24 protein-coding genes are annotated in these 23,473 nt (G+C 55.0%); 13 read left to right on the top strand and 11 right to left on the bottom strand.

The window, feature by feature from the left end:
* Nucleotides 1-5: 5 nt before the first annotated feature.
* Nucleotides 6-452: a DUF421 domain-containing protein gene (locus GO007_RS01465; protein ID WP_095094683.1), complete on the bottom strand. Its 447-nt coding sequence runs from the start codon at nucleotides 450-452 to the stop codon at nucleotides 6-8.
* 9 nt (nucleotides 453-461) lie between these two features.
* Nucleotides 462-965 carry a hypothetical protein gene (locus GO007_RS01460; protein WP_095094681.1) on the bottom strand — a complete coding sequence of 168 codons (504 nt, stop codon included), beginning with the start codon at nucleotides 963-965 and terminating at the stop codon, nucleotides 462-464.
* Between the two features lie 307 nt (nucleotides 966-1,272).
* On the opposite strand from GO007_RS01460, the gene GO007_RS01455 reads away from it, so the two are divergent.
* Nucleotides 1,273-1,623: a DUF1304 domain-containing protein gene (locus GO007_RS01455; RefSeq protein ID WP_095094678.1), complete on the top strand. Its 351-nt coding sequence runs from the start codon at nucleotides 1,273-1,275 to the stop codon at nucleotides 1,621-1,623.
* A gap of 368 nt (nucleotides 1,624-1,991) precedes the next feature.
* On the opposite strand, the gene GO007_RS01450 is transcribed toward GO007_RS01455, so the two are convergent.
* The 4 genes from GO007_RS01450 to GO007_RS01435 all read right to left on the bottom strand — a co-directional run bounded on the left by GO007_RS01450 (nucleotide 1,992) and on the right by GO007_RS01435 (nucleotide 5,865).
* On the bottom strand, nucleotides 1,992-2,771 hold the full coding sequence (locus GO007_RS01450; protein WP_095094674.1) for a MipA/OmpV family protein: 780 nt from the start codon (nucleotides 2,769-2,771) through the stop codon (nucleotides 1,992-1,994).
* An 89-nt stretch (nucleotides 2,772-2,860) separates the two neighbouring features.
* Nucleotides 2,861-4,105 (bottom strand): sensor histidine kinase, encoded by a 1,245-nt coding sequence (locus GO007_RS01445; RefSeq protein WP_157349057.1) that lies wholly within the window; start codon nucleotides 4,103-4,105, stop codon nucleotides 2,861-2,863.
* Nucleotides 4,106-4,125: 20 nt separating this feature from the next.
* On the bottom strand, nucleotides 4,126-4,827 hold the full coding sequence (locus GO007_RS01440) for a response regulator (RefSeq protein ID WP_189339812.1): 702 nt from the start codon (nucleotides 4,825-4,827) through the stop codon (nucleotides 4,126-4,128).
* Between the two features lie 201 nt (nucleotides 4,828-5,028).
* A complete protein-coding gene (locus GO007_RS01435) occupies nucleotides 5,029-5,865 on the bottom strand; it encodes an alpha/beta fold hydrolase (RefSeq protein WP_095094670.1) in 837 nt (278 codons plus the stop codon).
* Between the two features lie 253 nt (nucleotides 5,866-6,118).
* On the opposite strand from GO007_RS01435, the gene GO007_RS01430 reads away from it, so the two are divergent.
* The 7 genes from GO007_RS01430 (at nucleotide 6,119) to GO007_RS01400 (ending at nucleotide 12,078) form a co-directional block, all read left to right on the top strand.
* A complete protein-coding gene (locus tag GO007_RS01430) occupies nucleotides 6,119-7,108 on the top strand; it encodes a GlxA family transcriptional regulator (RefSeq protein ID WP_095094665.1) in 990 nt (329 codons plus the stop codon).
* 171 nt (nucleotides 7,109-7,279) lie between these two features.
* Nucleotides 7,280-8,131, top strand: a complete 852-nt coding sequence (locus tag GO007_RS01425; protein ID WP_095094663.1) for a MurR/RpiR family transcriptional regulator — start codon at nucleotides 7,280-7,282, stop codon at nucleotides 8,129-8,131.
* A 273-nt stretch (nucleotides 8,132-8,404) separates the two neighbouring features.
* Nucleotides 8,405-8,836 (top strand): PTS sugar transporter subunit IIA, encoded by a 432-nt coding sequence (locus GO007_RS01420; protein WP_095094662.1) that lies wholly within the window; start codon nucleotides 8,405-8,407, stop codon nucleotides 8,834-8,836.
* A 10-nt stretch (nucleotides 8,837-8,846) separates the two neighbouring features.
* The gene (locus tag GO007_RS01415; RefSeq protein WP_095094660.1) at nucleotides 8,847-9,320 is read left to right on the top strand and encodes a PTS sugar transporter subunit IIB; all 474 of its coding nucleotides are present in this window, start codon (nucleotides 8,847-8,849) and stop codon (nucleotides 9,318-9,320) included.
* A 41-nt stretch (nucleotides 9,321-9,361) separates the two neighbouring features.
* A complete protein-coding gene (locus GO007_RS01410) occupies nucleotides 9,362-10,156 on the top strand; it encodes a PTS mannose/fructose/sorbose/N-acetylgalactosamine transporter subunit IIC (protein ID WP_095094659.1) in 795 nt (264 codons plus the stop codon).
* Nucleotides 10,153-11,010, top strand: coding sequence for a PTS system mannose/fructose/sorbose family transporter subunit IID (locus GO007_RS01405; protein WP_095094657.1), 858 nt, complete (start codon nucleotides 10,153-10,155; stop codon nucleotides 11,008-11,010). The genes GO007_RS01410 and GO007_RS01405 overlap by 4 nt, the downstream gene beginning before the upstream one ends.
* Before the next feature lie 9 nt (nucleotides 11,011-11,019).
* A complete protein-coding gene (locus tag GO007_RS01400; protein ID WP_095094655.1) occupies nucleotides 11,020-12,078 on the top strand; it encodes a tyrosine-protein phosphatase in 1,059 nt (352 codons plus the stop codon).
* A 37-nt stretch (nucleotides 12,079-12,115) separates the two neighbouring features.
* Here the strand turns inward: GO007_RS01400 and GO007_RS01395 are convergent, their stop codons facing one another.
* From GO007_RS01395 to GO007_RS01375, 5 genes are all read right to left on the bottom strand, one after another.
* Entirely contained in the window at nucleotides 12,116-13,582 is a 1,467-nt protein-coding gene (locus GO007_RS01395; protein ID WP_095094653.1) for an ABC transporter permease, read from the bottom strand.
* The gene (locus tag GO007_RS01390) at nucleotides 13,579-14,391 is read right to left on the bottom strand and encodes an ATP-binding cassette domain-containing protein (protein ID WP_095094651.1); all 813 of its coding nucleotides are present in this window, start codon (nucleotides 14,389-14,391) and stop codon (nucleotides 13,579-13,581) included. The genes GO007_RS01395 and GO007_RS01390 overlap by 4 nt, the downstream gene beginning before the upstream one ends.
* Entirely contained in the window at nucleotides 14,388-15,341 is a 954-nt protein-coding gene (locus GO007_RS01385) for a glycine betaine ABC transporter substrate-binding protein (RefSeq protein ID WP_095094649.1), read from the bottom strand. Before GO007_RS01385 ends, GO007_RS01390 begins: the two co-directional genes overlap by 4 nt.
* Before the next feature lie 7 nt (nucleotides 15,342-15,348).
* Entirely contained in the window at nucleotides 15,349-16,701 is a 1,353-nt protein-coding gene (locus GO007_RS01380) for an LLM class flavin-dependent oxidoreductase (protein ID WP_095094647.1), read from the bottom strand.
* Nucleotides 16,702-16,933: 232 nt separating this feature from the next.
* Entirely contained in the window at nucleotides 16,934-17,848 is a 915-nt protein-coding gene (locus GO007_RS01375) for a LysR family transcriptional regulator (RefSeq protein ID WP_095094645.1), read from the bottom strand.
* Between the two features lie 126 nt (nucleotides 17,849-17,974).
* Here GO007_RS01375 and GO007_RS01370 point away from each other — a divergent pair, with 126 nt between their 5' ends.
* The 5 genes from GO007_RS01370 (at nucleotide 17,975) to GO007_RS01350 (ending at nucleotide 23,424) form a co-directional block, all read left to right on the top strand.
* Entirely contained in the window at nucleotides 17,975-18,748 is a 774-nt protein-coding gene (locus GO007_RS01370; RefSeq protein ID WP_095094643.1) for an SDR family oxidoreductase, read from the top strand.
* 334 nt (nucleotides 18,749-19,082) lie between these two features.
* Nucleotides 19,083-20,573 (top strand): aldehyde dehydrogenase family protein, encoded by a 1,491-nt coding sequence (locus tag GO007_RS01365; protein WP_095094641.1) that lies wholly within the window; start codon nucleotides 19,083-19,085, stop codon nucleotides 20,571-20,573.
* 48 nt (nucleotides 20,574-20,621) lie between these two features.
* Complete coding sequence (locus GO007_RS01360; RefSeq protein WP_095094639.1) at nucleotides 20,622-21,746, top strand: alkene reductase; 1,125 nt, start codon at nucleotides 20,622-20,624, stop codon at nucleotides 21,744-21,746.
* A 107-nt stretch (nucleotides 21,747-21,853) separates the two neighbouring features.
* Nucleotides 21,854-22,162 carry an ArsR/SmtB family transcription factor gene (locus tag GO007_RS01355; protein ID WP_095094637.1) on the top strand — a complete coding sequence of 103 codons (309 nt, stop codon included), beginning with the start codon at nucleotides 21,854-21,856 and terminating at the stop codon, nucleotides 22,160-22,162.
* A 680-nt stretch (nucleotides 22,163-22,842) separates the two neighbouring features.
* Nucleotides 22,843-23,424 (top strand): DUF308 domain-containing protein, encoded by a 582-nt coding sequence (locus tag GO007_RS01350; RefSeq protein ID WP_095094635.1) that lies wholly within the window; start codon nucleotides 22,843-22,845, stop codon nucleotides 23,422-23,424.
* Nucleotides 23,425-23,473: the final 49 nt, after the last annotated feature.

Raw genomic sequence — 23,473 nt, 5'->3', positions numbered from 1 at the left:
GCTCCCTACTTTTCTGCCGGGATAACCGATATATGGCCGTTACGCTCCAGAATGGCATATTTTATTTTGCGAAATTCCGTAATGCCTTGATTTTGACGCGCGGCGACCAGGATGTCGTCGCAAGAGACGTCGACCTTTTTCAGGTTATCGGTTAACGGCACCCCGTCGGCCACCAGCACAACAGGGGAGCCGTCAAGCGCCGACTCCGCGCCAGAAATATACTTTTTCATTAACCCAAACAGAATATCGACCACCACCAGCGTAATAATCGTCAGCATTGCCCCGGTAACCGAAAAATCGTTGCCTAGCAGGGCCTGCTGCGTCGCCTCGCTGATAATCAGCAGCAGGATCAGATCGAAACTGGTCATTTGTAATAATGCACGGCGTCCGGCAATTTTAAATACCACCAGCAGGATTAAATAAATGGCTAACGCCCGGAAAACCATCTCCATACCAGCCCCCTAAGGATAAATAAACTGCCAAAAGCGGATTTCAGGCTCGGCGTTCACCTGGATGGAATTCTCCGTTCTCCCCGGCTTCGCCGGCGTGACGTACAGCCAGATGGAGAAATCACCTTTATTTTTCACATTGTTATAAATCAGATACAGCGTCTTTCCCTGGCTATACATACCGTCCGGCTGTGGCCAGATGCTGCCCGGCTCATAATTTTCAATAAAATCGCCGCCGAGGCTGAATACATATTTATCAGCCGGGAGCGGAAGTGCCGTGATTTTGAGGCGAAACTCTTTTTGTAACCGACCAAAATATTCATAGTCGACTTTTACCGTTCGCGGCGCATTGACTTTTTCAGCCTCACTAAAATACCCGACAGAAAATCCACCGGCTAATGCAGCGCAGATAATAGCCAGCAGAATAACCAGCCCCACCGTCCTTGAGGCCGCCTCAAAATTCAGCAAGCGCTGACTCTCTTTTATACCGGGCAACTTCACCTTATTACCTGCCATTCATCACCCCGCCGCTTCGCCTGTAAACTATAAGGCCGATGATTTACAAGGAAACATTGCTTTAAGGCTCAGCCTATTGCCTGATTAAGCAATAGCAAGCACGCTTAATATGTCAAGCTGATGGCGCGATGAAGTCAGCATGAGGCTATTCTCGATACCAGTATTGTGCCGGTTTTAATCCAGGCGTATTTGCTGCGATCGCGAAGGTCTGCGGAAAGGCGCCGCTCCCCCTGAGAAATAACGGGCAGCGGCGCAAACGAGTTTTAACTATAATCACCCAGCACCTACATTTTCAGCGAGGCCTGTCGTGTTAGCCAATCTCCTTATCGCCCTGGTGGCCGCCATCCACCTCTACATACTGATCCTCGAGATGTTTCTATGGGATACAAAAACTGGTCACAAAGCCTTTAACCTGAGCGCTGATTTTGCTCGCGACACTCGGGTGCTGGCCGCTAACCAGGGACTGTACAACGGCTTTTTAGCGGCGGGTTTACTATGGGGGTTATGGGCGGGAGAGAGCGGCTTGCAGTTTAAAGTCTTTTTCCTGTGCTGCGTTCTGCTTGCCGGGATATACGGTTCGATTACGGCAAGCAGGAAAATACTCTACGTTCAGGCTTTCCCGGCCATCGCGGCGCTGGCTGCTCTGCTCATCGGCTGACGGCGGATAAAATAAGCCGGCGCTACCGGCCTGCTGCAAATTACGCTAAGTTGCTTAATAATCAGCCACTCCTTAATTACGGCCGGCTTTTCTTACTCTTCGCGGAGGTCATCCTGAACACGTTCAGCATTATTGCCATACCTTTTTTCACTCTTGCCGTTGTTCTCTTAACCCTGGGCGCGACCAGGAAGAACCGGGCGTGCTTTATCGTTGGCGGCGTGCTGATGTCCTCCGCCGTTGTCAACGCGGTGATTGGAATGTCGCTTTAGCGGGACGCCGGAAAAACGCCCCGACCAGCGGCTAAAACGAGCGCGCCGTACGGCATTTGATGCGCGATCCCCCGCCTGAGCGGAAAAGGTCCGCGCTTATCAGAAGCGCCATGCGGCAAACAGGACGCCGTTAACCTGCCCTGACTTTTGCGTAACGGGGCTGTCGGCGGCATCGTTTTGCAGATGCTGCGCGCTGATCCGGGCGCCGATCAGCCATGCCGGCGTCACCGAATAGTCCATACCCAGCTGCCAGCCTACTTTCTCCAGCCCGGCCCCGCTGTCGTAGCGTGACAGGCCGCTGCGCGCCGACTGAGCGGCGGTGACGCCGTACTGCGTCTGCATGTAATCGCTGTCCCCCCAGCTCAGGCTTGGGCCGGTATAAAAGCGCAGGCTCTCCAGCGGCCGCCACTGAAGATGCGCCCAGGAGATGAGCTTAAAGCCCTGCTGATTCCCCCCGATATCCTGGGTCAAAATCACGCCGCCGTTGAAGAGCCTATTTTCATACACAGCCGAGCTAAAGGCGCGCGGCGAGAAGCGAATATCGCCCAGCCCTCTGAGGTGTTCATCATCAGACTCCTGACGGGGAGAGAGATCCGCGCCCACGCCAAGCGAAAAAGTCCAGCTTTCGGTGCGGGCAAACTCCCACCCCAGCGCCGTAAGATCGTCCACTCCGCCGACAAAAAACGGCCCGTAAGCCAGCTTTAATGCGGGTACGAACGTCGTTTTGGACTCTTTAGCGCCGGAGTACTTCGGCTTTACTCCCACGCCGCCGCCGATAAAACCGGAAAGTCCGTTATCAGACGGCTCGGCGATGGCGGGAAAAGTTGCCGTAGAGAGCAGGCACAGGAGCGTAAAGGGTTTAGCCAACGTGGATAGCATGTAGATGATCCTTACCGTTACAGGAAGCCGACAATGAGTTGGCTTATTAGAACAGGCTCCTGTAACCCCTCTTTTTACCTCCGGTAAAGTTATGTAACTGCGACAGGCATACGCACCTGAAAACAGGCTCCCCCGCCGCTACGGTTGCGTACCGAAAGGGCGCCCCGGTGGTATTCGGTGATTGAACGAACCAGCGCCAGGCCAAGCCCGTAGCCGTTTCCGCTGCTGCTGAGCCGATAAAATGGCTCGAAGATACGCTCCATTTCCGCTTCCGGAATGCCGAGGCCGCGATCTTTCACCTCGAGGGTGAAGTGCTCCCGGTCGGTAAGCTTCAGGACGACCGAAATATCATGACCCGCATAGCGCCGCGCATTTTCAATCAGGTTGCGCAGCAGGCGCCGTATTAACCGCGCATCCACCTCGGCTGTCACATGCTCAGCCCGTAACTCCACCTGCGCGCTGGCGCACTCCTCGGCCGCAATGGCGGTTATATCAGCCGGCTGGAAATCGCCGGTAATGACGCTGGTCGCCAGCGTCAGGCGGCTCAGCGTCAAAATCTCCTCCACCAGCTCATCCAGCTCACCGACGCTGCGCCGCAGCTCGCGGGAGGCGGGCGACTCCTTCTGCACTAATAACGCCGCCGCCATTTGAATACGCATCAACGGCGAACGCAGCTCGTGCGAGGCATTAGCCAGCATCGTTTTTTGTGATTGAACCAGCTGCTCAATCTGTGTGGCAGCACGGTTAAAACTGGCCGCGAGCTGCGCCACTTCATCGCGCCCGGTAACCTGCACGCGCGCGCCAAGATTGCCTTTGCCGAGCGACTCGACGCTCTGCTGTAACGACTCCAGGCGGGCCGTTAAGCGACGGATCACCGGAAACGACACCAGCACCACGCTGGTCGTCATGGCCAGCAGCATCAGAATAAACAGCCACGGGCGCTTTTGCCGGTCGCTGCTTAGCTGAATGACCAGCACGCGCTTATCCTTGAGCTGCCAGACAAAACGCGTGCCGTACCAGTCATCAAATAATCCTCCTGACGCCACGCGCAGCGGGAAAGAGAGCGGCGGATTAAGCGGGCGGCTAAGCGGAGAGCCATCGGCGGCGTACAGGGAGAAGCGCGTATGGGTGCGCTGGATCCAACTATCGATGGCCTGGAATTGCACGGCGCGCGGAGCGGAAGCTGGCGGAAGATTTTGTTCCACCAGCTCGGAGAAGGTGGCGAAGGCGTTCAAATGACGGTTGTTATCGTTGTTCCATAGCCACAGGGCGATAGTGCAGATCACCACCAGCGCAAGGGCGCAGCTAAAGGCAAAAAAGATCTGCAGGTGCATGGGAAAACAGGCGAGCCGTTTCATGAGTTCGGTAGTGCTGAGAAGACGTAACCGACGCCGCGCACGGTAATGATGCGCTTCGGCACCTGCGGATCGTCCTCGATAGCCTGTCGGATACGCCCGATATGGACATCGATGGCGCGATCGAAGCTGTCATAGCTTTCGCCGCGCACTGACTGCCAGATCTGTTCGCGGTTGAGTACGCGGCCCGCATTGCGCGCCAGCGAGACCAACAGGTCAAACTGTAAGGAGGTCAGGCTGCAGGCTTGCTGGTTAAGCGTGACGCTGCGCGCTGCGGTATCAATTTCCAGCGCGCCGGAACGAATGACGCTGTCGCCGCCCGACGCCGCTCCGGGCTTCATACGCCGTAACACCGCGCGCATGCGCGCCAGCAGCTCGCGCGGCTCAAAGGGTTTTGCCAGATAGTCGTCGGCCCCCACTTCGAGCCCGATAATACGATCCGCCGGATCTCCCCGGCCCGTCACCATAATAATCGCCGGGTCGTACTGGAACCGGGTGCGAATCTGCCGACACAGCGCCAGGCCGTCGGCGTCGCCCAGCATCAAATCCAGCAGCACGACATCGAACTTGCGTTGCTTCATCTTATTTTGCGCGTCCTGCGCGCTGGCGCTGTGTACCACGCTAAATTCGTACTGGGCAAGGTACGGCATCAGCATGCCGGCCAGCCGGTTATCATCCTCAATCAACAAAACGGACGTCATCTTTATCTTCCACACCAAAAGCATTGCGCCAATGAATTAAAGACAGCGTCAGCTATCAGTTAGTTTCAGGCAGCAGCGCGGCGCCCGATAATTACTTTGCCCGGGCGGCCCAGCGCCCTCCGCATGCGACCCGACGGCGATGCCTGTCCGCTCACGGATAAAAGCCGGACCCGCAGCGTAGGCTGGGTCCGGCGTATAGGCTCAAGATTTAACGAACGCCAGCAGGTCCGGGTTTATTACCTCAGGATGGGTGGCAAACATCCCGTGCGAGAGCCCCGGGTAGGTTTTCAGCGTCCCGTGCTTCAGCAGCTTGATTGATTTGCGCGCGGCGTCATCGACAGGCACCACCTGATCGTCTTCGCCGTGCATTACCAGTACCGGTACATCAATCGCCAGTAAATCCTGCGTAAAGTCGGTTTCAGAGAACGCTTTGATACAGTCATATTGCGCTTTGGCGCCGCCTGCCATGCCCTGACGCCACCAGTTATCGATCAGGCCCTGGCTGATTTTGGCCCCCGGGCGGTTAAAGCCGTAGAACGGACCCGACGGCACGTCAATGAAGAATTGCGCGCGGTTGGCGGCAAGCGCGGAGCGGAAGCCATCAAACACGGATAGCGGGAGCCCTTCCGGGTTAGCGGCCGTTTTTAGCATAATCGGCGGGACCGCGCCCATCAGCACCGCCTTCGCCACGCGCCCTTTTTCGGCCCTGGCGACATAGCGTGCCACTTCTCCACCGCCGGTAGAGTGGCCGATATGGATAGCATTTTTCAGATCCAGCGCGCGGGCAAGTTCAGCGACGTCGGCGGCATAAGTATCCATCTCGTTGCCGGTATCGGTCTGGTCGGAACGCCCATGACCGCGACGGTCGTGAGCAATCACCCGATACCCCTGCGATAAAAAGAACAGCATCTGATTATCCCAGTCGTCAGCGCTTAACGGCCAGCCGTGGTGGAAAACGACGGGTTGCGCGTTTTTAGGGCCCCAGTCTTTATAGAAAATTCGGGTACCGTCTTTGGTAGTAATAATGCCGTTGCTCATAGGAATATCTCCTGTCTGTGATGAGAATGATGTCATACCCCGGGCTAAGGGCGAAAGTGACAGCCCGATACCGGCAGACAACGTACCGCTGAGGATCAGCAGACGCCGCCGTGAAATCGCAAACCGTTCGTCTGGCATATCCGCTCCTTTATCGTTCAGGTCATCGCTGTTGTTGGCCGATGGAGCTATTGTTATGGAATACGTCGGGAGATAGAATTGTCAAAAATGACACTATAAGAGGCAAAAATGACAAATGAAGCCTTCTGTTGAAAAGAGCATCGTGGCGGAAGTGGGTCTGCTGATTTATCCCGAGTGCCAGCTGGCGGCGGTATATGGATTGACGGATATGTTCAGGATCGCGGCGGACTGGGCGGTGAGCATTTCCGGCGAGGAGCGCGTTCGCGCGATCCGGGTGTCGCACTGGCAGGTCATGCCCGACGGCGATACGGTGGCGTGCGTCTGGGACAGCCATCCGGATGAGCCGCATCGCCTGAGCCACGCGATAGCCCCACCCAGCCTGGTCATGCCCGCTCAGATGAAGCCGATGGCGGCCCCTGCCGCCTGGATGAGCGCCCTGTACCATGACGGCGTGACGCTCTGTTCGGTCTGCGCCGGAGCGTTCGTACTAGCGGAGACCGGGCTTATCGATCATCGTCGCGCAACGACGCACTGGGCGTTTGCTCAGACCCTGTCGGAGCGTTTCCCGGAGATTGACGTCGCGGCGGAAAATATGGTTATCGACGACGGCGATATTATCACCGCTGGCGGCATTCTTGCCTGGACAGATCTCGGCCTGACGCTGATAGAGAAGCTGCTGGGAAACGGTACCATGCTGGCCACAGCGCGTTTTTTACTTATCGACCCTCCCCGCCGCAAGCAAAACACCTATTCGGCATTTATTCCGCATTTCGACCACGGCGACCCCGTCATTCTGCGCGTCCAGCATCACCTCCATGCGACATATTCTGAACAGCAAAGCATCGATGAAATGGCGGCGCTGGCGGGGATGACCCCGCGGACTTTTCTCCGCCGCTTTCAGAAAGCGACGGGCGTGCGGCCAACGGAGTATCTGCAGCAGGTTCGCATCATGAAAGCGCGGGATGCCCTGGAGTTAACCGGGCGTTCGGCCGACCGTATTGCCTGGGAAGTGGGATATACCGATCCCTCAGCCTTCCGCAAGATTTTTCGCAAAATCACCGGCGTAACGCCGGGACAGTACCGGCAGCGTTTTGGTCTGGAATAAAGCGGCCTGCCGCTGCCCCGGCTTAATTTTAATTAACGAACAAAGGCACCCGGCATATTATTTAATTGCCGCCACGTAAGGAATTAAGCAGAAATGTTTATAACTTGATGTTTTCTTTTTTCAATTGTATGATTATCGCAATAATATTCTTAATATGATAAAGGCTGTTAAATGTTCGACGTAAAAATCCGTGAAGTTAGTCACGAACTATCGGCCAAAGAACGGAATGTCGCCAATTATATCATTGAAAACAAACAGTCCTTGAAAAGTATGAGTATTCAGATGCTGGCTAAGGTAAATGGCGTGAGCACCACCACTATTTTACGCTTATGCCACAAGCTAGGTTATCAGGGGTTCAGCGATCTGAAAATTGATTTGATGACCTCATCCAGCACGCTAAACAATAATAAATTTCTCCAGGAGGATATTTGCCTTGATGACTCAATAGAGGCCGTTAATGCTAAAATCCTGCAGATAGAGAAATCATCAATCGATGAGACGCACGCTCTTGCTAATGCCGGTACGCTTCTTGAAGCCAATGCGCTGATCAGGAAAAGCCATAAAATCGTTATTTATGGCGCAGGCAGCAGCGGCCTTGTAGGGAAAGAACTTGAATATCAGCTAATCAAAATTAAAAAGGATGTCAGCTGCCATCTGGACTACAGCATTCAGTTTAGTATTGTTAATACCCTGGATGAAAACGATCTGCTGATTATTATCTCGCATTCTGGCGAAAACCAGGAGGGCGTGATGCTATTGACCCTGGCACAGCAGCTCCGCGTCCCCTCCATTGCCGTGACTAAAATGGGGCAAAGCCGCATTTCCGCCTTAGCCGACATCGTCCTGCACACGGTTTCTACGGAGAGCGTCTCACGCCTGATCCCCATCCGCTCCAAAATGTCGCAGCTGGCGGTGATTAACATGCTGGTGACCAACCTTTTCGTCCAGCAATATGACGAGCGCTTGCTCAAACAAATCCAGATGCGCGCCGAGCGTTTTTATCGTCAAAATCATAAGCCCTGAAGCTGCCGCCGCTCAGCCGATCGCCTTGCGCGGCTGAGCATCTCTCCCAGCGCCGGCGGTGTTCCGCTCATCTCCGCGTCTTAAGCTCGCCCCTACTCCTCACTCCCCGGCCGGAAAACGGCCTCTGAAAGCTCAAGCTGGCTCATTGCCAAAGAGCGATCGTTATCACATATCGGTCAAAATAGTGTTTCACGGTATTTCCTTAAGCAAAAAGTAATAGTATTACTATAATTAAAATTAATCATAGTAACAATATTACAAAAAAGGAAAGCTATGTCAGCCGAACTTCCCGTCATCTTGATCAGCCACGGCCCCTTTGCCCAGGGAGCCCTCACCTGCGCGGAGATGCTCATTGGTAAGCAAAGTCATGTTTTGGTTATTTCCATTGAGGAAGAGAGCAATATCAACGAGGTGCGCGCGCGGCTGGCCGAGGCCTATCGTGCGCTGAATAAAGAAAATGGCGTTCTCATTCTGGTTGATATGCTGGGCGGTTCGCCCTGTAATTTAGCCAGCGAGCTGGTATTAACCTATGATGACGTTGTTTTATTCTGCGGATTTAACATTCCAACGCTGCTTGAAGTCTTTAACAACCGCGACCTGCCGCTGCCTGCGGTTAGCAAACTTATTGCTGAAGTATTTCCGCAAAGCTGTTTCAACGTCGGGGATATTTTAAATGAAGAACAGCAGCAAGCCGCCGATCTCTAAGGGGAATATCATGCCAGTTAATGTTGCAAGAATAGACGACCGCCTTATCCACGGCCAGGTAATTACGACCTGGGTAAAAAATCATGATATCGAGCAGGTGCTGATTATTAACGATAAGGTCGCAGGCGATAAAGTTCAGCAGTCCGTGCTGACCATGTCCGCGCCGCCTGAGCTGAAGGTCCTCGTTTTTGGGGTACAAAAATTCATAGATGTTCTGAAAAAAACGGAAATAAAGAAACGCACGATGCTGTTATTCACCAATAGCGTCGACGTCAATATTCTGGTGGCAAACGGTTTAAACATTACCACCCTCAACGTCGGCGGCATGCGCATGCAGGAGGGGCGCAAAAGCCTGACCCGCGCGGTTGCCGTTACGCCGGAAGAAGAAGCGGCGTTTAAATCCCTTATCGCCAAAGATATTGCCGTAGAAGTACAAATGGTGCCTAAAGACCCCGTCATTGAGCTTCACACGTTACTTAAATAAGTACCTGGAACATTTATTTTATAATAAATGAGGAATATCAAATGTTAATTGAAGCGCTTTTAGTCGCTATCTGGGCAGGCATTTGCTCAATGGATGACGTGGGCCCGCAGATGCTCCGCCGGCCTCTGCTAACCGGCACCGTTGCCGGTATTATCATGGGCGATACGGTTCAGGGACTGGCGATCGGCGCCACGCTGGAGCTGATGTGGATGGGCATCGGCAACGTTGGCGCCTACTCCGCCCCCGACATTATTGCCGGCTCTATCATCGGCGTCGCTTTGGGGATTGCCTCCAAAGGGGGGATTGCCGCAGGGATTGCGCTTGCGGTTCCGGTCTCTATTTTATGCCAGCAGCTGCTTATCGTATGGCGCTCTTTCGCCAGCTTTCTTAACCTCTGGGCAGAAAAATCTATCCATGATGGCAACTACCGAGGGCTGGTTAAAGTGCATTACTTCTCCACTCCGCTGTGGTTTTTAATTCGCGCCATCCCCTGCTTTCTGGCGATCTACTTCGGCGGCGATCTGGTAAGTAAAATTTTAGCGGCGATCCCTGAAAACGTCTTAACCGGTATGGGCGTCGCATCAAAAATGATCCCGGCCGTCGGCGTATGTATCCTGCTATTGATGTTATTAAAAGGCAGAATGTGGTTTTTCTTCTTGCTCGGTTTCATCCTGACAACGTATTTGAAGCTGCCAATTATTCCTATCACCTTTATTGCCCTGGCGTTTGCCGTTTTGTATGACATGGCCTACACCAACGGAATTAACAACGCTAACAATGCGACGCCGGACGAAAAAAACTCCGCCGCGACATCTGAAGAAGAGTACGACTTATGAATACCGAAAATATCCGTACAGACGTCAGTGAAGAGCACGCTTCCCATCCGCGCAAGCTGAATAAAAAAGATCTGAATCGTATTTTTTGGAATCTGCAAACAATGTCCTTTTCATATAACTATGAAAAGCTGCAGACCATCGGCTTTGCGCACTGCATGATCCCCGTTCTTGATAAACTCTACGCGCAAGCCGATAAAGAGACACGAATTAAGGCAATGCAGCGCCATTTCGAGTTTTTTAACTCGCAAATAAACACCGGCGCTCTTATTTTAGGCATCACCGCCGCGCTGGAAGAAAAAACGAGCGAAGAAGAAAAGGACGCCGTTGTTTCCGTAAAAGCCGGATTAATGGGGCCGCTGGCCGGCCTGGGCGACAGCCTGTTAAAGTTTACCTGGCTACCCATCTGCGGAAGTATTGGCGCGGCCTTTGCGCTACAGGGTAATCTCATTGGCCCGGTGCTGATGTTTCTGTTATTTAATATCGTCAACATTGGTACCAAATACTTCTTTATCCACTATGGCTATAACAAGGGCGTAGATTTAATCGAGCAGTCGAAAAATTCCAACATTATTCAACGTATCACCAACATCGCCAACGTTGTTGGGGTTATGGTGCTCGGTTCTTTAATCGCCACGACGGTCAAAATATCAACGCCGTTGGTCATTGCGGTGGGTCAACAGTCCATCAAAGTGCAGGAGATGTTTGATAAAGTTACGCCTAATTTATTAACCCTGCTTTTTTCTTTAGGCGTGTTTTTCCTCGTCAAAAGGCTGCGCGGGAAATATACCGTAACGCTCATTATTTCGATGATAGTGCTCGGCGTTGTTTGTTCGACCTTCGGTATTTTAGCTTAAGGATAAAAAATGCGTTTATGTCAGATCCCGTCAGTATCTAGAAATAATAAAAATTATCTCACGCTTTCTTTTACCGCTCCCGCGGAAAACGCAGCGCTGTACTGGACCAAAGATAATGATGTCAAAACAAAAGAGCGCTACCTTATTACCCAACATGCCGCCAGCCCGTATGAACTGGAGGACCCTTTACGGGCCGAACAGCGTATCTATTTTATTCTGGAGCACAGCGGCCGGTCGATCCTTTTCGCCGAGCGAACGCTGCCGGTTTCTGGATTAAATAACTTCCGCGATTTTGGGGGGTATCCCGCAGCCGGGGGGAAAACCGTAAAATGGGGCGTGCTATTTCGCTCCAACCATTTGTACAAACTCGATCGGCAGGCGTTATCCTACATCCAACGCCTTAATATTCGATCCATCATCGATTACCGAAGCGACAATGAAATCGCCAAAAGCCCGAACGACCGCGTCGGCGAAGAGAGAACCTACCATTTAAACGCAACGGCACAAACGGCGGAGCTGGCGGCACAGTTTTCTGCGGAACCCAGCAATGAAGATCGCGCGTTAATCGAAAGCGTGATGCGCGACATCCCCGCGGAATTAATTAATGGCCGAGGCGCGCAGGTTTTAGAGCAATATCGCCACTTTGTGACCAGCGAAAAATCTAAGCGCGCATTTAAGCGCATGATCGATGTGCTGCTCGATCCCCATAACGCGCCTAATATCCAGCACTGTCGTGGGGGAAAAGACCGCACAGGTTATGGCGTTCTTCTGGCGCTATCGATGCTCGGCGTATCCGAAGAGGATATCATCGCCGATTATATGGTCACGCAGGCTAATCGCATGGAGCGTAACGCTATAAAAATGGACGCCTACCGCAAAATAACCGACGATGAGGATGTCCTTGCCTATCTTCATACGTTAATCGATACCCGTGAATCATTTATTATTGAAGTGCTTAACACCATCAAAGCCCTTTCCGGTAGCGTCGCTAACTATATCCACAGCGAGCTGGGTTTTTCACAACAGGCCTTTGATAAGATGCGGCAGAACTATTTAACCGATGATTAACGGGTCCGCTATGCGTAAACGCGCCCGCGGCGCTGGCTCAGGATCGCCGCCGGAACTGCACCATCCGGTCAATAACGATCGCGCAGATCAGGATCGCCAGCCCTGCCAGAATGCCTTTCCCCTGGGCGGCGTACTGCAGCGCGGAAAGGACATCCTCGCCTAAACCTTTTGCGCCGATTAGCGCGGCAATCACCACCATCGACAGGCTCATCAGCACCGTCTGGCTGACGCCCGCCAGAATCGCCGGGCGGGCAATCGGCAAATCGACTTTAAATAGCATAAACCCCCTCCCGGCGCCAAAAGCCAGAGCCGCCTCCCGCACGGCGGCCGGAACGTTGGCAATACCAAAGGCCGTCTGGCGAATCACCGGGGCGATGCCGAAGATGATGGTGGCAATAATCCCAGCCGTCTTACCGATACCAAACAGAGCAATGATCGGGATCAGGTATACGAAAGCGGGCGTGGTTTGCATAAAATCAAGGACCGGCCTGATAACGGACGCCACGCGCCGGTTATAACCGCTCCAGATGCCGAGCGGGATGCCGATCGCGATGGCGATAAACGACGCCGTGCCCAGCAAAGCTACCGTCTGCATCGCTTTGATCCAGTAACCAAAGGCGAGGATATAGGCCAGCCCTACCCCGACGCCAAATGCCAAACGCCAGCCGCCGCGTTGCGCAGCAAAGGCGAGGAGTACGATAAACACCACGGGCCACGGCGTGGCAATCAGAGCATATTCCAGGCCACTCAGCAGCGCATCAATCACCCGGGATATATGCTGCGCAGCGGGAGCAAGGGCCGCGGCCAACGCGCCCATCGCCTCATCAATCCACCGCGATGCGTTCGACGCCAGATCGGGTAACCCGGCGGGGTTGAAAATCTGAGCGGGGATCATTCCGGCATAGTTTAAGAGCGCCATCGGCACAATAGCCAACCAAATCAGCGCCGCGAAGATGGCGGAGCCGGTCGAACAGGCCATACCGCTAAAATCCTCCGTCAGGCGCGCTCTGCGCAAACGCCCGGCCATCAACGGCACGGCCATGAATCCCAAAATGACGCGCGTCCCCAGCAGCGCGGCCAGCCCGCCGAGGATAAGACCGCGCCCTCCCCGCTCGGCCTCAAGCGCCGTCCGCGCATCGCTGGCGGCTTTGCTCAGCGACGCGGCGGATCGTTCCAGGGATTGCGTCATCGCACTCTGCGGGTCCTGTTTGTGGGCCACGGCGGCCTCCTGCGCACGCTGGCTCGCGAGTTCGACCAGAGTGGTCACGCGCTCTTGCTGGTCGCGCGACAGGCCGTGGCTCAGGGCAAGAACGATCAGCGCCGCCCCAATAAGTTCCGCGCTTAAAAATAGCCAGAACAGCCCCCGAAACCGATGTGCGCCAAGCCAGAAGCTGCCGAACAACGCCGCTTTGGCATGAAAAGGCGGCAGCCTGCGCGATCCATCCTGCAGTTGGCTAAACGCGCGCTGGTAAAACGGCGTCACGACATCCGGCTGGTGCATCATGTGATTTCCTCTGCTTTCGCCATGCCAATGCGGATAAATCTGGCGACATACTCATTGGCCGGACTGGCCAATAGCTCCGCCGGCGTGGCCAACTGCTCAAATCTGCCCTGCCGCATAACGGCTATACGATCCGCGATGCGCAGCGCCTCGGCGACATCATGGGTAATAAACAGCGTGGTTTTATTAAGATCGCGCGACAGGCTGCGAAACTCGGCCTGCAGGTCATCGCGGATTAACGGGTCCAGAGCGCTGAAGGGCTCATCCATCAACAAAACGTCCGGATCTGAGGCCAGCGCGCGCGCCAGCCCAACCCGCTGCTTCATCCCGCCGGATAGCGTGTCGATCCCGCGCTGCCCCATCCCGGCGAGTCCTAATCGTTCCAGAAGCTCTTCCGCTCGCGTTTCGCGCCGGGCGCGGGCGACCCCGAGGATTTCCAAAGGTAATGCCACGTTTTCCTGAATGCTCATATGTTCAATGAGAGCATGACTTTGGAACACCATGCCGATGCGGCGAGCGCGTAGCTCACGCAGCCTGGCAGGCGAGAGATCGGCAATCGGCTCCCCGGCGATTCGCACGCAGCCGATGCTGGGTGCGATCAGGTGGTTAACCATGCGCAGCAGCGTGGATTTGCCGCACCCGGAGAGACCTAAAATACATAACAACTCGCCGCGCTCGACGCTCATATCGATACCGCGCACTGCGGCAAGGCCGCCTGCGGGCAGGCGGGCGTCGGGGTCGCGCCGCAGCGTAGCGATGGCATGCTGCGGATCGCAACCGAATACCTTCCAGACATTTTCCAGCTGGATCATTTCGCACTCAGCCAGTCAGCAACGCGCGCCTTATTCGCATCCAGCCAGCCGCGTGCAGCCTGTTCCGGCGTCTTCCCTTCAACGGCAATCGCATACGCCAGGGCGCTGACATCCTGGGTGTTGAAGTGGATAGCTTCAACGATTTTCACTCCGTCAGGGTTCGTTTGGGCAAAGTGATTGCTGTAGGCGATGTGGATCGCCGCATCGCCATAACCGGTGCTGATCCGCGATTTCTTTAACCAGTCCGGGTCCGACTGATCCGCAACCTGCCAGGTCGCCGGATTATGTTCAGGCTCCTGCAGATTCGTGAGCTTGTAGCGGACGTAGTTCTGATGCGGCGCGTAGCAGTAGCCAATCCAGGCGCCGCCCGTTTTCGCGGCGTTATCCAGCGCCGCCGTCGCCACCGCCTCATCGGAACGGGTCAGGTCGAAGAACGGCGCGAAGCCATAGGTCCGCGCGCGGATCTCTTCATAATTAGTGGACAGCCAGCCCGCCGCGCCCAGCCAGATCTGACCGCGTTCCGAACCTTTCGGTGCAAAAACTTTTGCTTTGTCAGGGTCGGTCAGGTCATAGACGGAATGAATGTTGTGCGCCTCGGCGGTCGCCGTCAGGGTGCAGTAACCCTGCGTTCCGGCATAGGCGTTTTTCGCCAGGGTGACGTTCTTGCCGGCCCCGGCGTATTTCGCCACCAGCGCATCCTGATTGGGTAGCCAGACGTCTGTCCAGATATCGATCTCGCCGTTGTTGCGGTTCAGCCCTTCCCAGATAACCGGCACGGAAGAGACGGGCACAATTTTGGTCTCCGCCCCCGTTTGATCTGCGAGCAGCAGTTTGACGACATACGCCGTGCCCTGAGCGGTGGCATAGCCGGCATCCACGATACTTACGGCGTGGGCTGCGGGTGTCGCCAGCAGAAGGGCGACAATCATTTTTTTAGCTAAAAATTTCATCTGGTTATCATCCTTCCGGGTCAATATTGTGTGTGAGATGAGGTTGCGGGACGGGCAGACGGAGCCTCTCGCGCAGCGTGCCGCTAAATTCCAGCGGCGTCAGCAGACCGCGCTCGCGAAGCAGGGGAACAACATCGGAAATAAAGAGATCCAGCCCTTCCGGGAAGGTTGGAGGCAGCAGCATAAAGCCGTCCGCCCCGCCCGCTTCGTACCAGCGGATCATCTCCGCCGCCACCTGCTCCGGGGTGCCGACGATCTGCAGGTGGCCGCGCGCGCCGGCAATGCGCCGCGCCAGCTGCAGCACGGTGAGGTTTTCGCGCTCCGCCAGCTCCCGCAGCAGCTGCTGGCGGCTGGCAATGGAATTGGACGCGGGAAGTGGTGGCAGAGGGCCATTGGGATCGACATCCGTTAAATCAATATCTCCGAGATAGCTCCCCAGCAGCGCCAGCGCGACGTCTTCGGCGATCAGCCCCTGTAGCTGGTCAAACTTCGCCTGGGCCTCGGCTGCGGTTTTGCCAATCACCGGAAAAATGCCGGGCAGAATATAAAGGTCGTCGCTGCTGCGGCCTGCCGCTTTACGACGGGCGTGCAGATCCTGACGATAGGCAACCGCCTCTTCCAGCGTGGGCGCCGCGACGAAGATCGCTTCGGCATGGCGGGCGGCGAGATCCCGTCCCGCGGGCGAAGCCCCTGCCTGCAGCAGCACAGGCTGCCCCTGCGCCGAGGGAAGGACATTCAGCCCGCCCAGCGCGCGGAACCAGCGGCCCTGAAAGCCAGGCTCACGCAGCGCATCGGCTTCAAAAAAAACGCCGCTTTGCTTATCGCGCGGAAATTTTGTGACATCCCAGGAGCCCCACAGCGCCCGCACCGCCGCAATAAACTCCTCTGCGCGCTCGTAGCGTTTATCGTGACGAAACTCCGTCGGGTTAAAATTTGTGGCTTCACTCGACAGGCCCGACGTCACGATATTCCAGCCCAGACGTCCGCCGCTGATAAGATCGAGCGAAGCCAGCTGGCGCGCCAGGGTGTAAGGTTCATTGAAGGTGGTGCTGGCGGTGACCACAATGCCGATGCGCTGAGTGGTGGCCGCAATCGCCGCGGCCAGGGTCAGCGCCTCAAAGCCATGCGACCATTCATCCACGCGCCGCGTAGCCTCGAGAGGGCCTTCGGGAATGCCAAGGCGGTCCGCAATAAAGGTGATATCAAACCCTGCCTCCTCGGCGGCGCGCGCGCTGGCAATATAGCGATCGACGGAGATATTGGCCTTTGGGTCCGTCTCCGGATGGCGCCACGCGGCGACATGATGGCCGCTTGGGTACTGCAACAGCGAAAGCACCAACGGCTTTTTCACGCGGTTCATAGAAGCGAATTCCGATTGTTAACTGCCGTAGACACGGCAGCGTGAGGCTAAACAATCAGCTAAACTTATTGGAATAAGAAACGCCATTCAAATACCATTTTGGCATATTTTATATGCCATCAGCAGGCAGCATCGGCAGCCGGAAAGGGGCCGATGACGGTACCTTCCGCGGTGGCGCTGTTCGCCGCCGATATCCTGCCGCCACCGCGCGAGCAGGCGCCCGGCGCATCGATTACGCTCCGGCGCTGAGGCGCATTTTTTCCCGTAAAAGCGGCTCAAGCCAGGCAATAAATAGCTGAAGTGGCCGCGACAGATGCCGTCGGCTGGGATACAAAATACTTACCGGCAGCGGTTGCGGTAAGCAGGACGGCATCACTTCGCATAGTATCCCCGCGGACAGCCATTCGCTCACATCATATTCAGGGATCTGAATCATGCCCATTCCTGCTACGCAGGCCGCAATATAGGCCTCAGCGCTGTTTACGGTCAGGTGGCTGTTGACGTCGGCGCCGAATATCTCCCCGTCCCGCGCCCACTCCCAGCGCTCCCTGCGCCCGGTGGTCGGCGAGACGTATCCTACGGCCACGTGACTATCGAGCTGTTCCGGCGATGCCGGCGAGCCAAAGGAAGAGATGTAGCCTTGAGAAGCCACGTTAATAAACTTCAGCTCGCCCACCCGACGCGCCACCATTCCTGAATCGTTCAGCACGCCGACGCGAACGGCGCAATCCACCCCCTCCTCCGGGAGATTAACGCTGCGATCGGTTATGCCGAGATCCACCTGAATCGACGGGTGGCGGGCAAAAAATTCCGGTAGCGCAGGAATAACGATGCGGCTTCCAACCCGGCCCGGAACATCAACCTTAATTTTCCCCCTCACCTGCCCGCTGGACTGCCGGAAAAGGTTTTCCGTCTCCTCTACGTCCTGTACCACAACCAGGCAGCGCGCATACAGCGCGTTCCCGTCAGAGGTCAGGGAGACGCTGCGCGTGGTGCGGTGTAAAAGACGAGTTCCCAGGCGGGACTCCAGCTCCCGAATAGCGGCAGAGATAGTAGAAGCCGGTCGGTTCAAGGTCTCAGCGGTGCGAATAAAGCTGCCGTTTTCCGCCACTCGGATAAATATCCGGAAAAGATCGATCGTATCCATTTTCGCCTCACTATTCGTTAATTCTGGATAGTGTATGCAGGATTAGCCCCTTTATACATAACCGGCAGGTATTAAGCTGCTATTGACGGGATTCGCCCGGACAATAACCGAAACAGGAGCTAAACCATGGTAGATCACGCTATCAAAGGTAAAACCGTTCTCATCGCCGGCGGGGCAAAGAATCTCGGAGGACTCATTGCCCGAGACTTCGCCCAGCAGGGCGCCCGCGCCATCGCTATCCACTACAACAGTAATGCGACGCGTGAAGAGGCCGAAGCTACCGTTGCCTGGATCAAATCCGTCGGTGCCGAAGCCGTTGCGCTGCAGGCCGATCTGACTTCGGCCGCCGCGATGGAAAAACTCTTTGCTGATGCCACGGCAGCGGTGGGGCAACCCGATATTGCCATCAATACCGTAGGTAAAGTTCTCAAGAAACCGATGGCTGAAATCAGCGAGGCGGAGTTCGATGAAATGAGCGCCGTTAACGCTAAAACTGCCTTCTTTTTCCTGAAAGAAGCGGGTAAACACGTTAAAGATAACGGAAAAATCTGTACGTTAGTGACCTCGCTTCTTGGGGCTTACACGCCATTCTATTCGGCATATGCCGGTATGAAAGCGCCGGTTGAACACTTCACGCGAGCGGCGTCTAAAGAGCTGGGTGAACGCGGTATTTCCGTCACGGCCATCGGCCCAGGCCCCATGGACACGCCCTTCTTCTACCCCGCCGAAGGTGCCGATGCCGTCGCCTATCATAAAACAGCAGCAGCCCTGTCCCCCTTCAGTAAAACTGGCCTGACGGATATCAGTGACATCGTTCCCTGGATCCGTTTTTTAGTTAGCGACGGCTGGTGGATGACCGGACAGACGATTCTGGTCAACGGTGGCTACACCACGAAATAAATCATTGGCTAATCGCCCCTCCGATTTCGAGGGGCTTCCGTTTTCCTCTTCCCCTTCCTTAGGAGGCCCCCCGATGATGCCGCTTTTCCTGACCGAAAACCGGGCTTTTCTGTATAACGCCCTTCTCCGAAGATCCGATCCAATCAGCTGAGACCCTTTTTTATACACAGCGCTCAGACCACTTCACGCAAAAAAATTAATCATTTGTTTTTAATGGATTTTTAAAAATCCCCGCTCGTTGCGCTTAAATTTTTTACATATACATATTGATAAATATAAATATGTAGAATAGTGTATTTACAACATCGCAAAACAACGTCATATGGAGCTATAGATGAACACCACCGAAACGCCGTTCAAACCAGACCAGGAGTACGGTTTATTCATCAATAATCAGTGGGTTAATTCAGAAAGCGGGCGAACTATTGAAAGCCGTAATCCTGCTAACGGCGAGTTCATTACCCGCATCCCGGATGCGACTGCCGGCGATATCGACCGTGCAGTTCAGGCTGCGACACAGGCATTTGAATCCTGGAAAAAAACAACGGTCGCACAGAGATCCCTCGCCCTTCTTAAAATTGCAGACCAGCTTGAAGAACAGGCTGAACGCTTTGCCATTCTGGAGGCCCTTGACGTTGGCAAACCGATTCGGGAATCGAGGATGATTGATATCCCTGGCGCCATTGACCACTTTCGCTATTTTGCCGGCGTTATCCGCAGCCAGTCCGATGAAGCGACGATGCTTGATGAAAATACCCTTAGCATCGTTCTCAGCGAACCGCTGGGCGTAGTCGGTCAGGTTATTCCGTGGAATTTCCCCTTGCTGATGGCCGCGTGGAAAATTGCCCCGGCGATTGCCGCCGGCAATACCGTGGTGATCAAACCGTCAGAAATGACCCCCGTCACCATTATGGAACTGGCAAAAATCTTTGCCCGGGTTCTTCCGGCCGGGGTGGTCAACATCGTGACCGGGCTGGGAGCGACTGCCGGCCAGGCTCTGCTCGATCATCCGGACGTCCGTAAGCTGGCCTTTACCGGTTCTACCCGCGTCGGCGAAATTGTCGCCGCGGCAGCAGCGAAGAAAATCATTCCGGCCACGCTGGAACTGGGCGGCAAGTCTGCCAACATTGTCTTCCCTGATGCCAACATGGATCGTGCCGTTGAAGGGGCCGCGCTGGCCATTCTCTGGAATCAGGGTCAGGTATGTGAATCAGGCGCCCGCCTGTTTGTGCACAGTTCGGTGTACCAGGATTTCCTGGCACGACTCATGAAGCATTTCACCCACGTCCGCGTCGGTAACCCGCTTGACGAGCAGACTCAGATGGGCGCCCAGATCAGCGAAACCCAGATGAATCGCATCCTCGGCTACATTGCGATCGCGAAAGAGGAAGGAGCCACCATTCTGACCGGCGGTAAACGTCTCCAGGGTGAAAAATACGACAACGGATATTTCATCGAACCCACCATCCTGGTGGACGTGCGCAACGACATGCGGGTTGCATACGAAGAAATCTTTGGTCCGGTATTGTGCGTCATCCCGTTTGACGACGAAGCAGAAGTTATCAGGCTGGCAAATGATTCCGAATACGGACTGGCCGGTGGGGTATGGACGCAGGATATCAACCGGGCACTACGCGTATCCCGGGCGATAGAAACCGGTCGTATCTGGGTAAATACATACCATGAGATCCCGGCTCATGCCCCGTTTGGCGGCTATAAGAGATCCGGTTTAGGTCGTGAAACCCATAAATCTATCCTCGATGCGTATACGCAGAAGAAAAACATTTACATCAGTCTGGCTGAACAGCCTTTCAATCTGTTCTGAGTTTACTTTAACCACCAATATCTAAATTTCTATATATCGAGGTATTTAATGAAATCGAATAGCCTTTTCACCAGCGCCAGGATTGGCCATTTTACGCTGAAAAACCGCGTCGTCCTGCCGCCGTTGACCCGCTCACGCAGCTCGCAGCCGGGCGATATCCCCAATGAGCTGATGGCTGAATACTATGCCCAGCGAAGCGGAGCGGGCTTTATGGTGACTGAAGGGACGCAGATTGAGCCTCGCGGACAGGGCTATGCGTGGACTCCGGGGATCTACAACGCCGCGCAGGTAGAGGGCTGGCGGAAAGTCACCGACGCCGTACACGCCAGAGGAGGGATTATTTTTGCCCAGCTGTGGCACGTCGGGCGGATATCCCATACGTCCCTGCAGCCAGGAGGTGCAGCCCCCGTCGCACCTTCCGCGATTCCCGCCGGTAATAACGTTAAAGTTTTCATCGAAACCGGGCCTGGAACCGGCACCCTGGCCGTCGCGTCGATGCCGCGCGCCCTCGAAACCGGCGAGGTAAAGGAGATTGTCCGCATGTATGCCCGCGCCGCGCAAAATGCGCTGAACGCCGGTTTTGATGGGGTAGAAATCCACTGCGCAAATGGCTATCTGGTTAACCAGTTCATGTCCATTCATAGCAACAAACGCGATGATGAGTACGGCGGTTCGCTGCAGAATCGCCTGCGATTTCTGCGCGAAGTGACTGAAGCGGTGGCAAACGTGGTCGGTAAAGATCGCGTAGGAGTGCGTTTTGCTCCTCTGTTTGCCAGCACCAATGAAGAGCGCGTATATCTCGGGCTTGTGGAGGACAATCCGCACGAAACCTACACTGAAGCGATTAAAATTCTTCAGGAAATCGGCATCGCCTACCTTTCCCTCGCTGAGGCCGACTGGGATAACGCGCCTGAATTGCCGGAATTGTTCTACCAGCAGGTGCGCAGCATTTTCAGCGGCACCATAATGTATGCCGGTCGTTATACAAAAGAGCGTGCTGAGCGGATCCTGAATGCCGGCTGGGGAGACATTTTTGGGTTTGGCCGCCCCTTCATCGCGAATCCTGATTTACCAGCCCGGCTGGCAAATAGCTGGGCGCTCAATGAAGTCGATCCTTCTACTATGTATGGCGGCTCAGCAAAAGGTTATACCGACTATCCTCTTTACAAATGATCAGTTGGTAAAACATCATCTCTGCCGCCCAGGCAGAGATGATGCATATCATATCTAAGTATTGTAATATTGGGATATGACAACTTATCTACAGGAGCTTAGCGAGAATGTCTGAAATCAAACTAAATGAGGTTCTGAAAGCGCTAAGCAATCCAGTGCGAAAAGAAATTCTCCAGTGGCTTAAAGAACCTAAAAAACATTTTCATCAGCCAGATGCTGATGCAGATGAGGTTGGCGTGTGCGTAAGCATTATCCAGGAAAAGGTGGGATTGTCGCAGTCTACCGTATCGCTTTATCTTGCCGCCCTGCAGCGAGCGCAGCTTGTCACATCCCGGCGCATCGGCCCCTGGACATACTACAAGCGTGATAATGAGAAAATCGCAGAGTTTTTCCAGCTGCTGAAAAAAGAGATCTGAATCGCCGGCTGATTAAGAAGATCCTGCCCCACATCACGCCAAATGGCCGGCCAAATTAATGCCTGTACGCCAGCGGCATGGCCGCGCACGCAATCGTCAGCGCGTTTAAAGCAGCGTCGCCGATGTCCCACCTACGCTGATATCTAAAGTCACCGACGCCATAAAAAGCCACTCAATGGATGGCAAACCGGCAGCCAGATGGCCTATATCCTGTGGTTTATATGGCATGTGTTGTCTCAGAATCGCAGCGTCATCAGCAAGGAAACATTCCTGGCTGGAGGGATATTCTCACACGGTCCGCGGTCAGGCTGCGGATCGGTTTTTCTATGACCGGAAAAGCTTAACAGGCCGGCTTAAAGCCCACGATTGCGCCTAAAAGCAGAGTGTTTATCACCTGAATACTTGTTAAAGTTCGCATAAACCCTGCCATAGCTATCACTCCCTCGCGCCAGCCCCCACGGTTATGCAAGATAACACATTGACCACCTACCTACTAGTAGGTTAATGTCTGTTCACTTGAGCAGAAACATCATTAGACGAACCGTCTCATCCAGCCGTCACTTTGCTGCCCTGTACTCAAGTCAGTCCCCGCGCGTATGGCAGGGACACAACCACCCTTACATTCTACCTACTAATAGGTCGTTAACGGTTTTGATGGCCTGACGACCGGGAGAACTGACATGCCAAATACCGCTGCCACCGCTAATCGGTCGCTGAACCAATGGCTCCAGACCTACTACTTCCTGCGCACCGGGGTGTCGATTGTCTGGATCGCTCTTGCCGCTTTCGTCGGCAAGCACAACCCCGCCGTCGGTGCGGCCCTGCTGATCCTGTATCCGGCCTGGGACGCCTTTGCTAACTATCTGGACGCGCGCAGAAGCGGCGGCCTGGGCGCGAATCCATCGCAAAAGTTCAACTTCATCGTCAGCATCATCATCGCCCTCGCCGTCTGCGGAGCGCTTACCGTCGGCATGCCTATGGTGATTACGGTGTTCGGCGCCTGGGCGATCTTCTCCGGCCTGCTGCAGCTGGCTACGGGCGTGCGGCGCTGGAAAACGACGAGCGGCCAATGGCCGATGATCCTCAGCGGCGCCCAGTCCGCGCTCGCCGGCGCTTTCATGTTCAAGCAGGCTCATAGCGGCATGGCGCTGGACGTGACCACGGTTGCTCCCTATGCGGCCTTCGGCGCGTTCTACTTTCTCGTCTCTGCGATCTGGCTGACCGTCAAGAATGTCCGCCAGCGCGCCGTGCTCGCCGACTGATCGGTTCTACCCGTTGGACAGCAGCATCGCCTGAGCCAGGGCGATATGA

The organism is Klebsiella sp. 10-1 (genome assembly GCF_009758445.1).
Lineage (GTDB): Bacteria > Pseudomonadota > Gammaproteobacteria > Enterobacterales > Enterobacteriaceae > Klebsiella > Klebsiella scottii.
Note: the sequence above shows the minus strand (reverse complement) of the source record. Positions and strands in the feature narration are given on the sequence as shown.

Bases quoted from the DNA above. Each gene is read 5' to 3' on its own strand.
- GO007_RS01365 (WP_095094641.1), top strand. From the start codon at position 19,083: ATGAACACCACCGAAACGCCGTTCAAACCAGACCAGGAGTACGGTTTA.
- GO007_RS01390 (WP_095094651.1), bottom strand. From the start codon at position 14,391: ATGATCCAGCTGGAAAATGTCTGGAAGGTATTCGGTTGCGATCCGCAG.
- GO007_RS01380 (WP_095094647.1), bottom strand. From the start codon at position 16,701: ATGAACCGCGTGAAAAAGCCGTTGGTGCTTTCGCTGTTGCAGTACCCA.
- GO007_RS01375 (WP_095094645.1), bottom strand. From the start codon at position 17,848: ATGGATACGATCGATCTTTTCCGGATATTTATCCGAGTGGCGGAAAAC.
- GO007_RS01440 (WP_189339812.1), bottom strand. From the start codon at position 4,827: ATGACGTCCGTTTTGTTGATTGAGGATGATAACCGGCTGGCCGGCATG.
- GO007_RS01460 (WP_095094681.1), bottom strand. From the start codon at position 965: ATGGCAGGTAATAAGGTGAAGTTGCCCGGTATAAAAGAGAGTCAGCGC.
- GO007_RS01385 (WP_095094649.1), bottom strand. From the start codon at position 15,341: ATGAAATTTTTAGCTAAAAAAATGATTGTCGCCCTTCTGCTGGCGACA.
- GO007_RS01435 (WP_095094670.1), bottom strand. From the start codon at position 5,865: ATGAGCAACGGCATTATTACTACCAAAGACGGTACCCGAATTTTCTAT.
- GO007_RS01395 (WP_095094653.1), bottom strand. From the start codon at position 13,582: ATGATGCACCAGCCGGATGTCGTGACGCCGTTTTACCAGCGCGCGTTT.
- GO007_RS01425 (WP_095094663.1), top strand. From the start codon at position 7,280: ATGTTCGACGTAAAAATCCGTGAAGTTAGTCACGAACTATCGGCCAAA.
- GO007_RS01465 (WP_095094683.1), bottom strand. From the start codon at position 452: ATGGAGATGGTTTTCCGGGCGTTAGCCATTTATTTAATCCTGCTGGTG.
- GO007_RS01420 (WP_095094662.1), top strand. From the start codon at position 8,405: ATGTCAGCCGAACTTCCCGTCATCTTGATCAGCCACGGCCCCTTTGCC.
- GO007_RS01430 (WP_095094665.1), top strand. From the start codon at position 6,119: ATGAAGCCTTCTGTTGAAAAGAGCATCGTGGCGGAAGTGGGTCTGCTG.
- GO007_RS01450 (WP_095094674.1), bottom strand. From the start codon at position 2,771: ATGCTATCCACGTTGGCTAAACCCTTTACGCTCCTGTGCCTGCTCTCT.
- GO007_RS01410 (WP_095094659.1), top strand. From the start codon at position 9,362: ATGTTAATTGAAGCGCTTTTAGTCGCTATCTGGGCAGGCATTTGCTCA.
- GO007_RS01405 (WP_095094657.1), top strand. From the start codon at position 10,153: ATGAATACCGAAAATATCCGTACAGACGTCAGTGAAGAGCACGCTTCC.
- GO007_RS01355 (WP_095094637.1), top strand. From the start codon at position 21,854: ATGTCTGAAATCAAACTAAATGAGGTTCTGAAAGCGCTAAGCAATCCA.
- GO007_RS01350 (WP_095094635.1), top strand. From the start codon at position 22,843: ATGCCAAATACCGCTGCCACCGCTAATCGGTCGCTGAACCAATGGCTC.
- GO007_RS01360 (WP_095094639.1), top strand. From the start codon at position 20,622: ATGAAATCGAATAGCCTTTTCACCAGCGCCAGGATTGGCCATTTTACG.
- GO007_RS01370 (WP_095094643.1), top strand. From the start codon at position 17,975: ATGGTAGATCACGCTATCAAAGGTAAAACCGTTCTCATCGCCGGCGGG.
- GO007_RS01415 (WP_095094660.1), top strand. From the start codon at position 8,847: ATGCCAGTTAATGTTGCAAGAATAGACGACCGCCTTATCCACGGCCAG.
- GO007_RS01445 (WP_157349057.1), bottom strand. From the start codon at position 4,105: ATGCACCTGCAGATCTTTTTTGCCTTTAGCTGCGCCCTTGCGCTGGTG.
- GO007_RS01400 (WP_095094655.1), top strand. From the start codon at position 11,020: ATGCGTTTATGTCAGATCCCGTCAGTATCTAGAAATAATAAAAATTAT.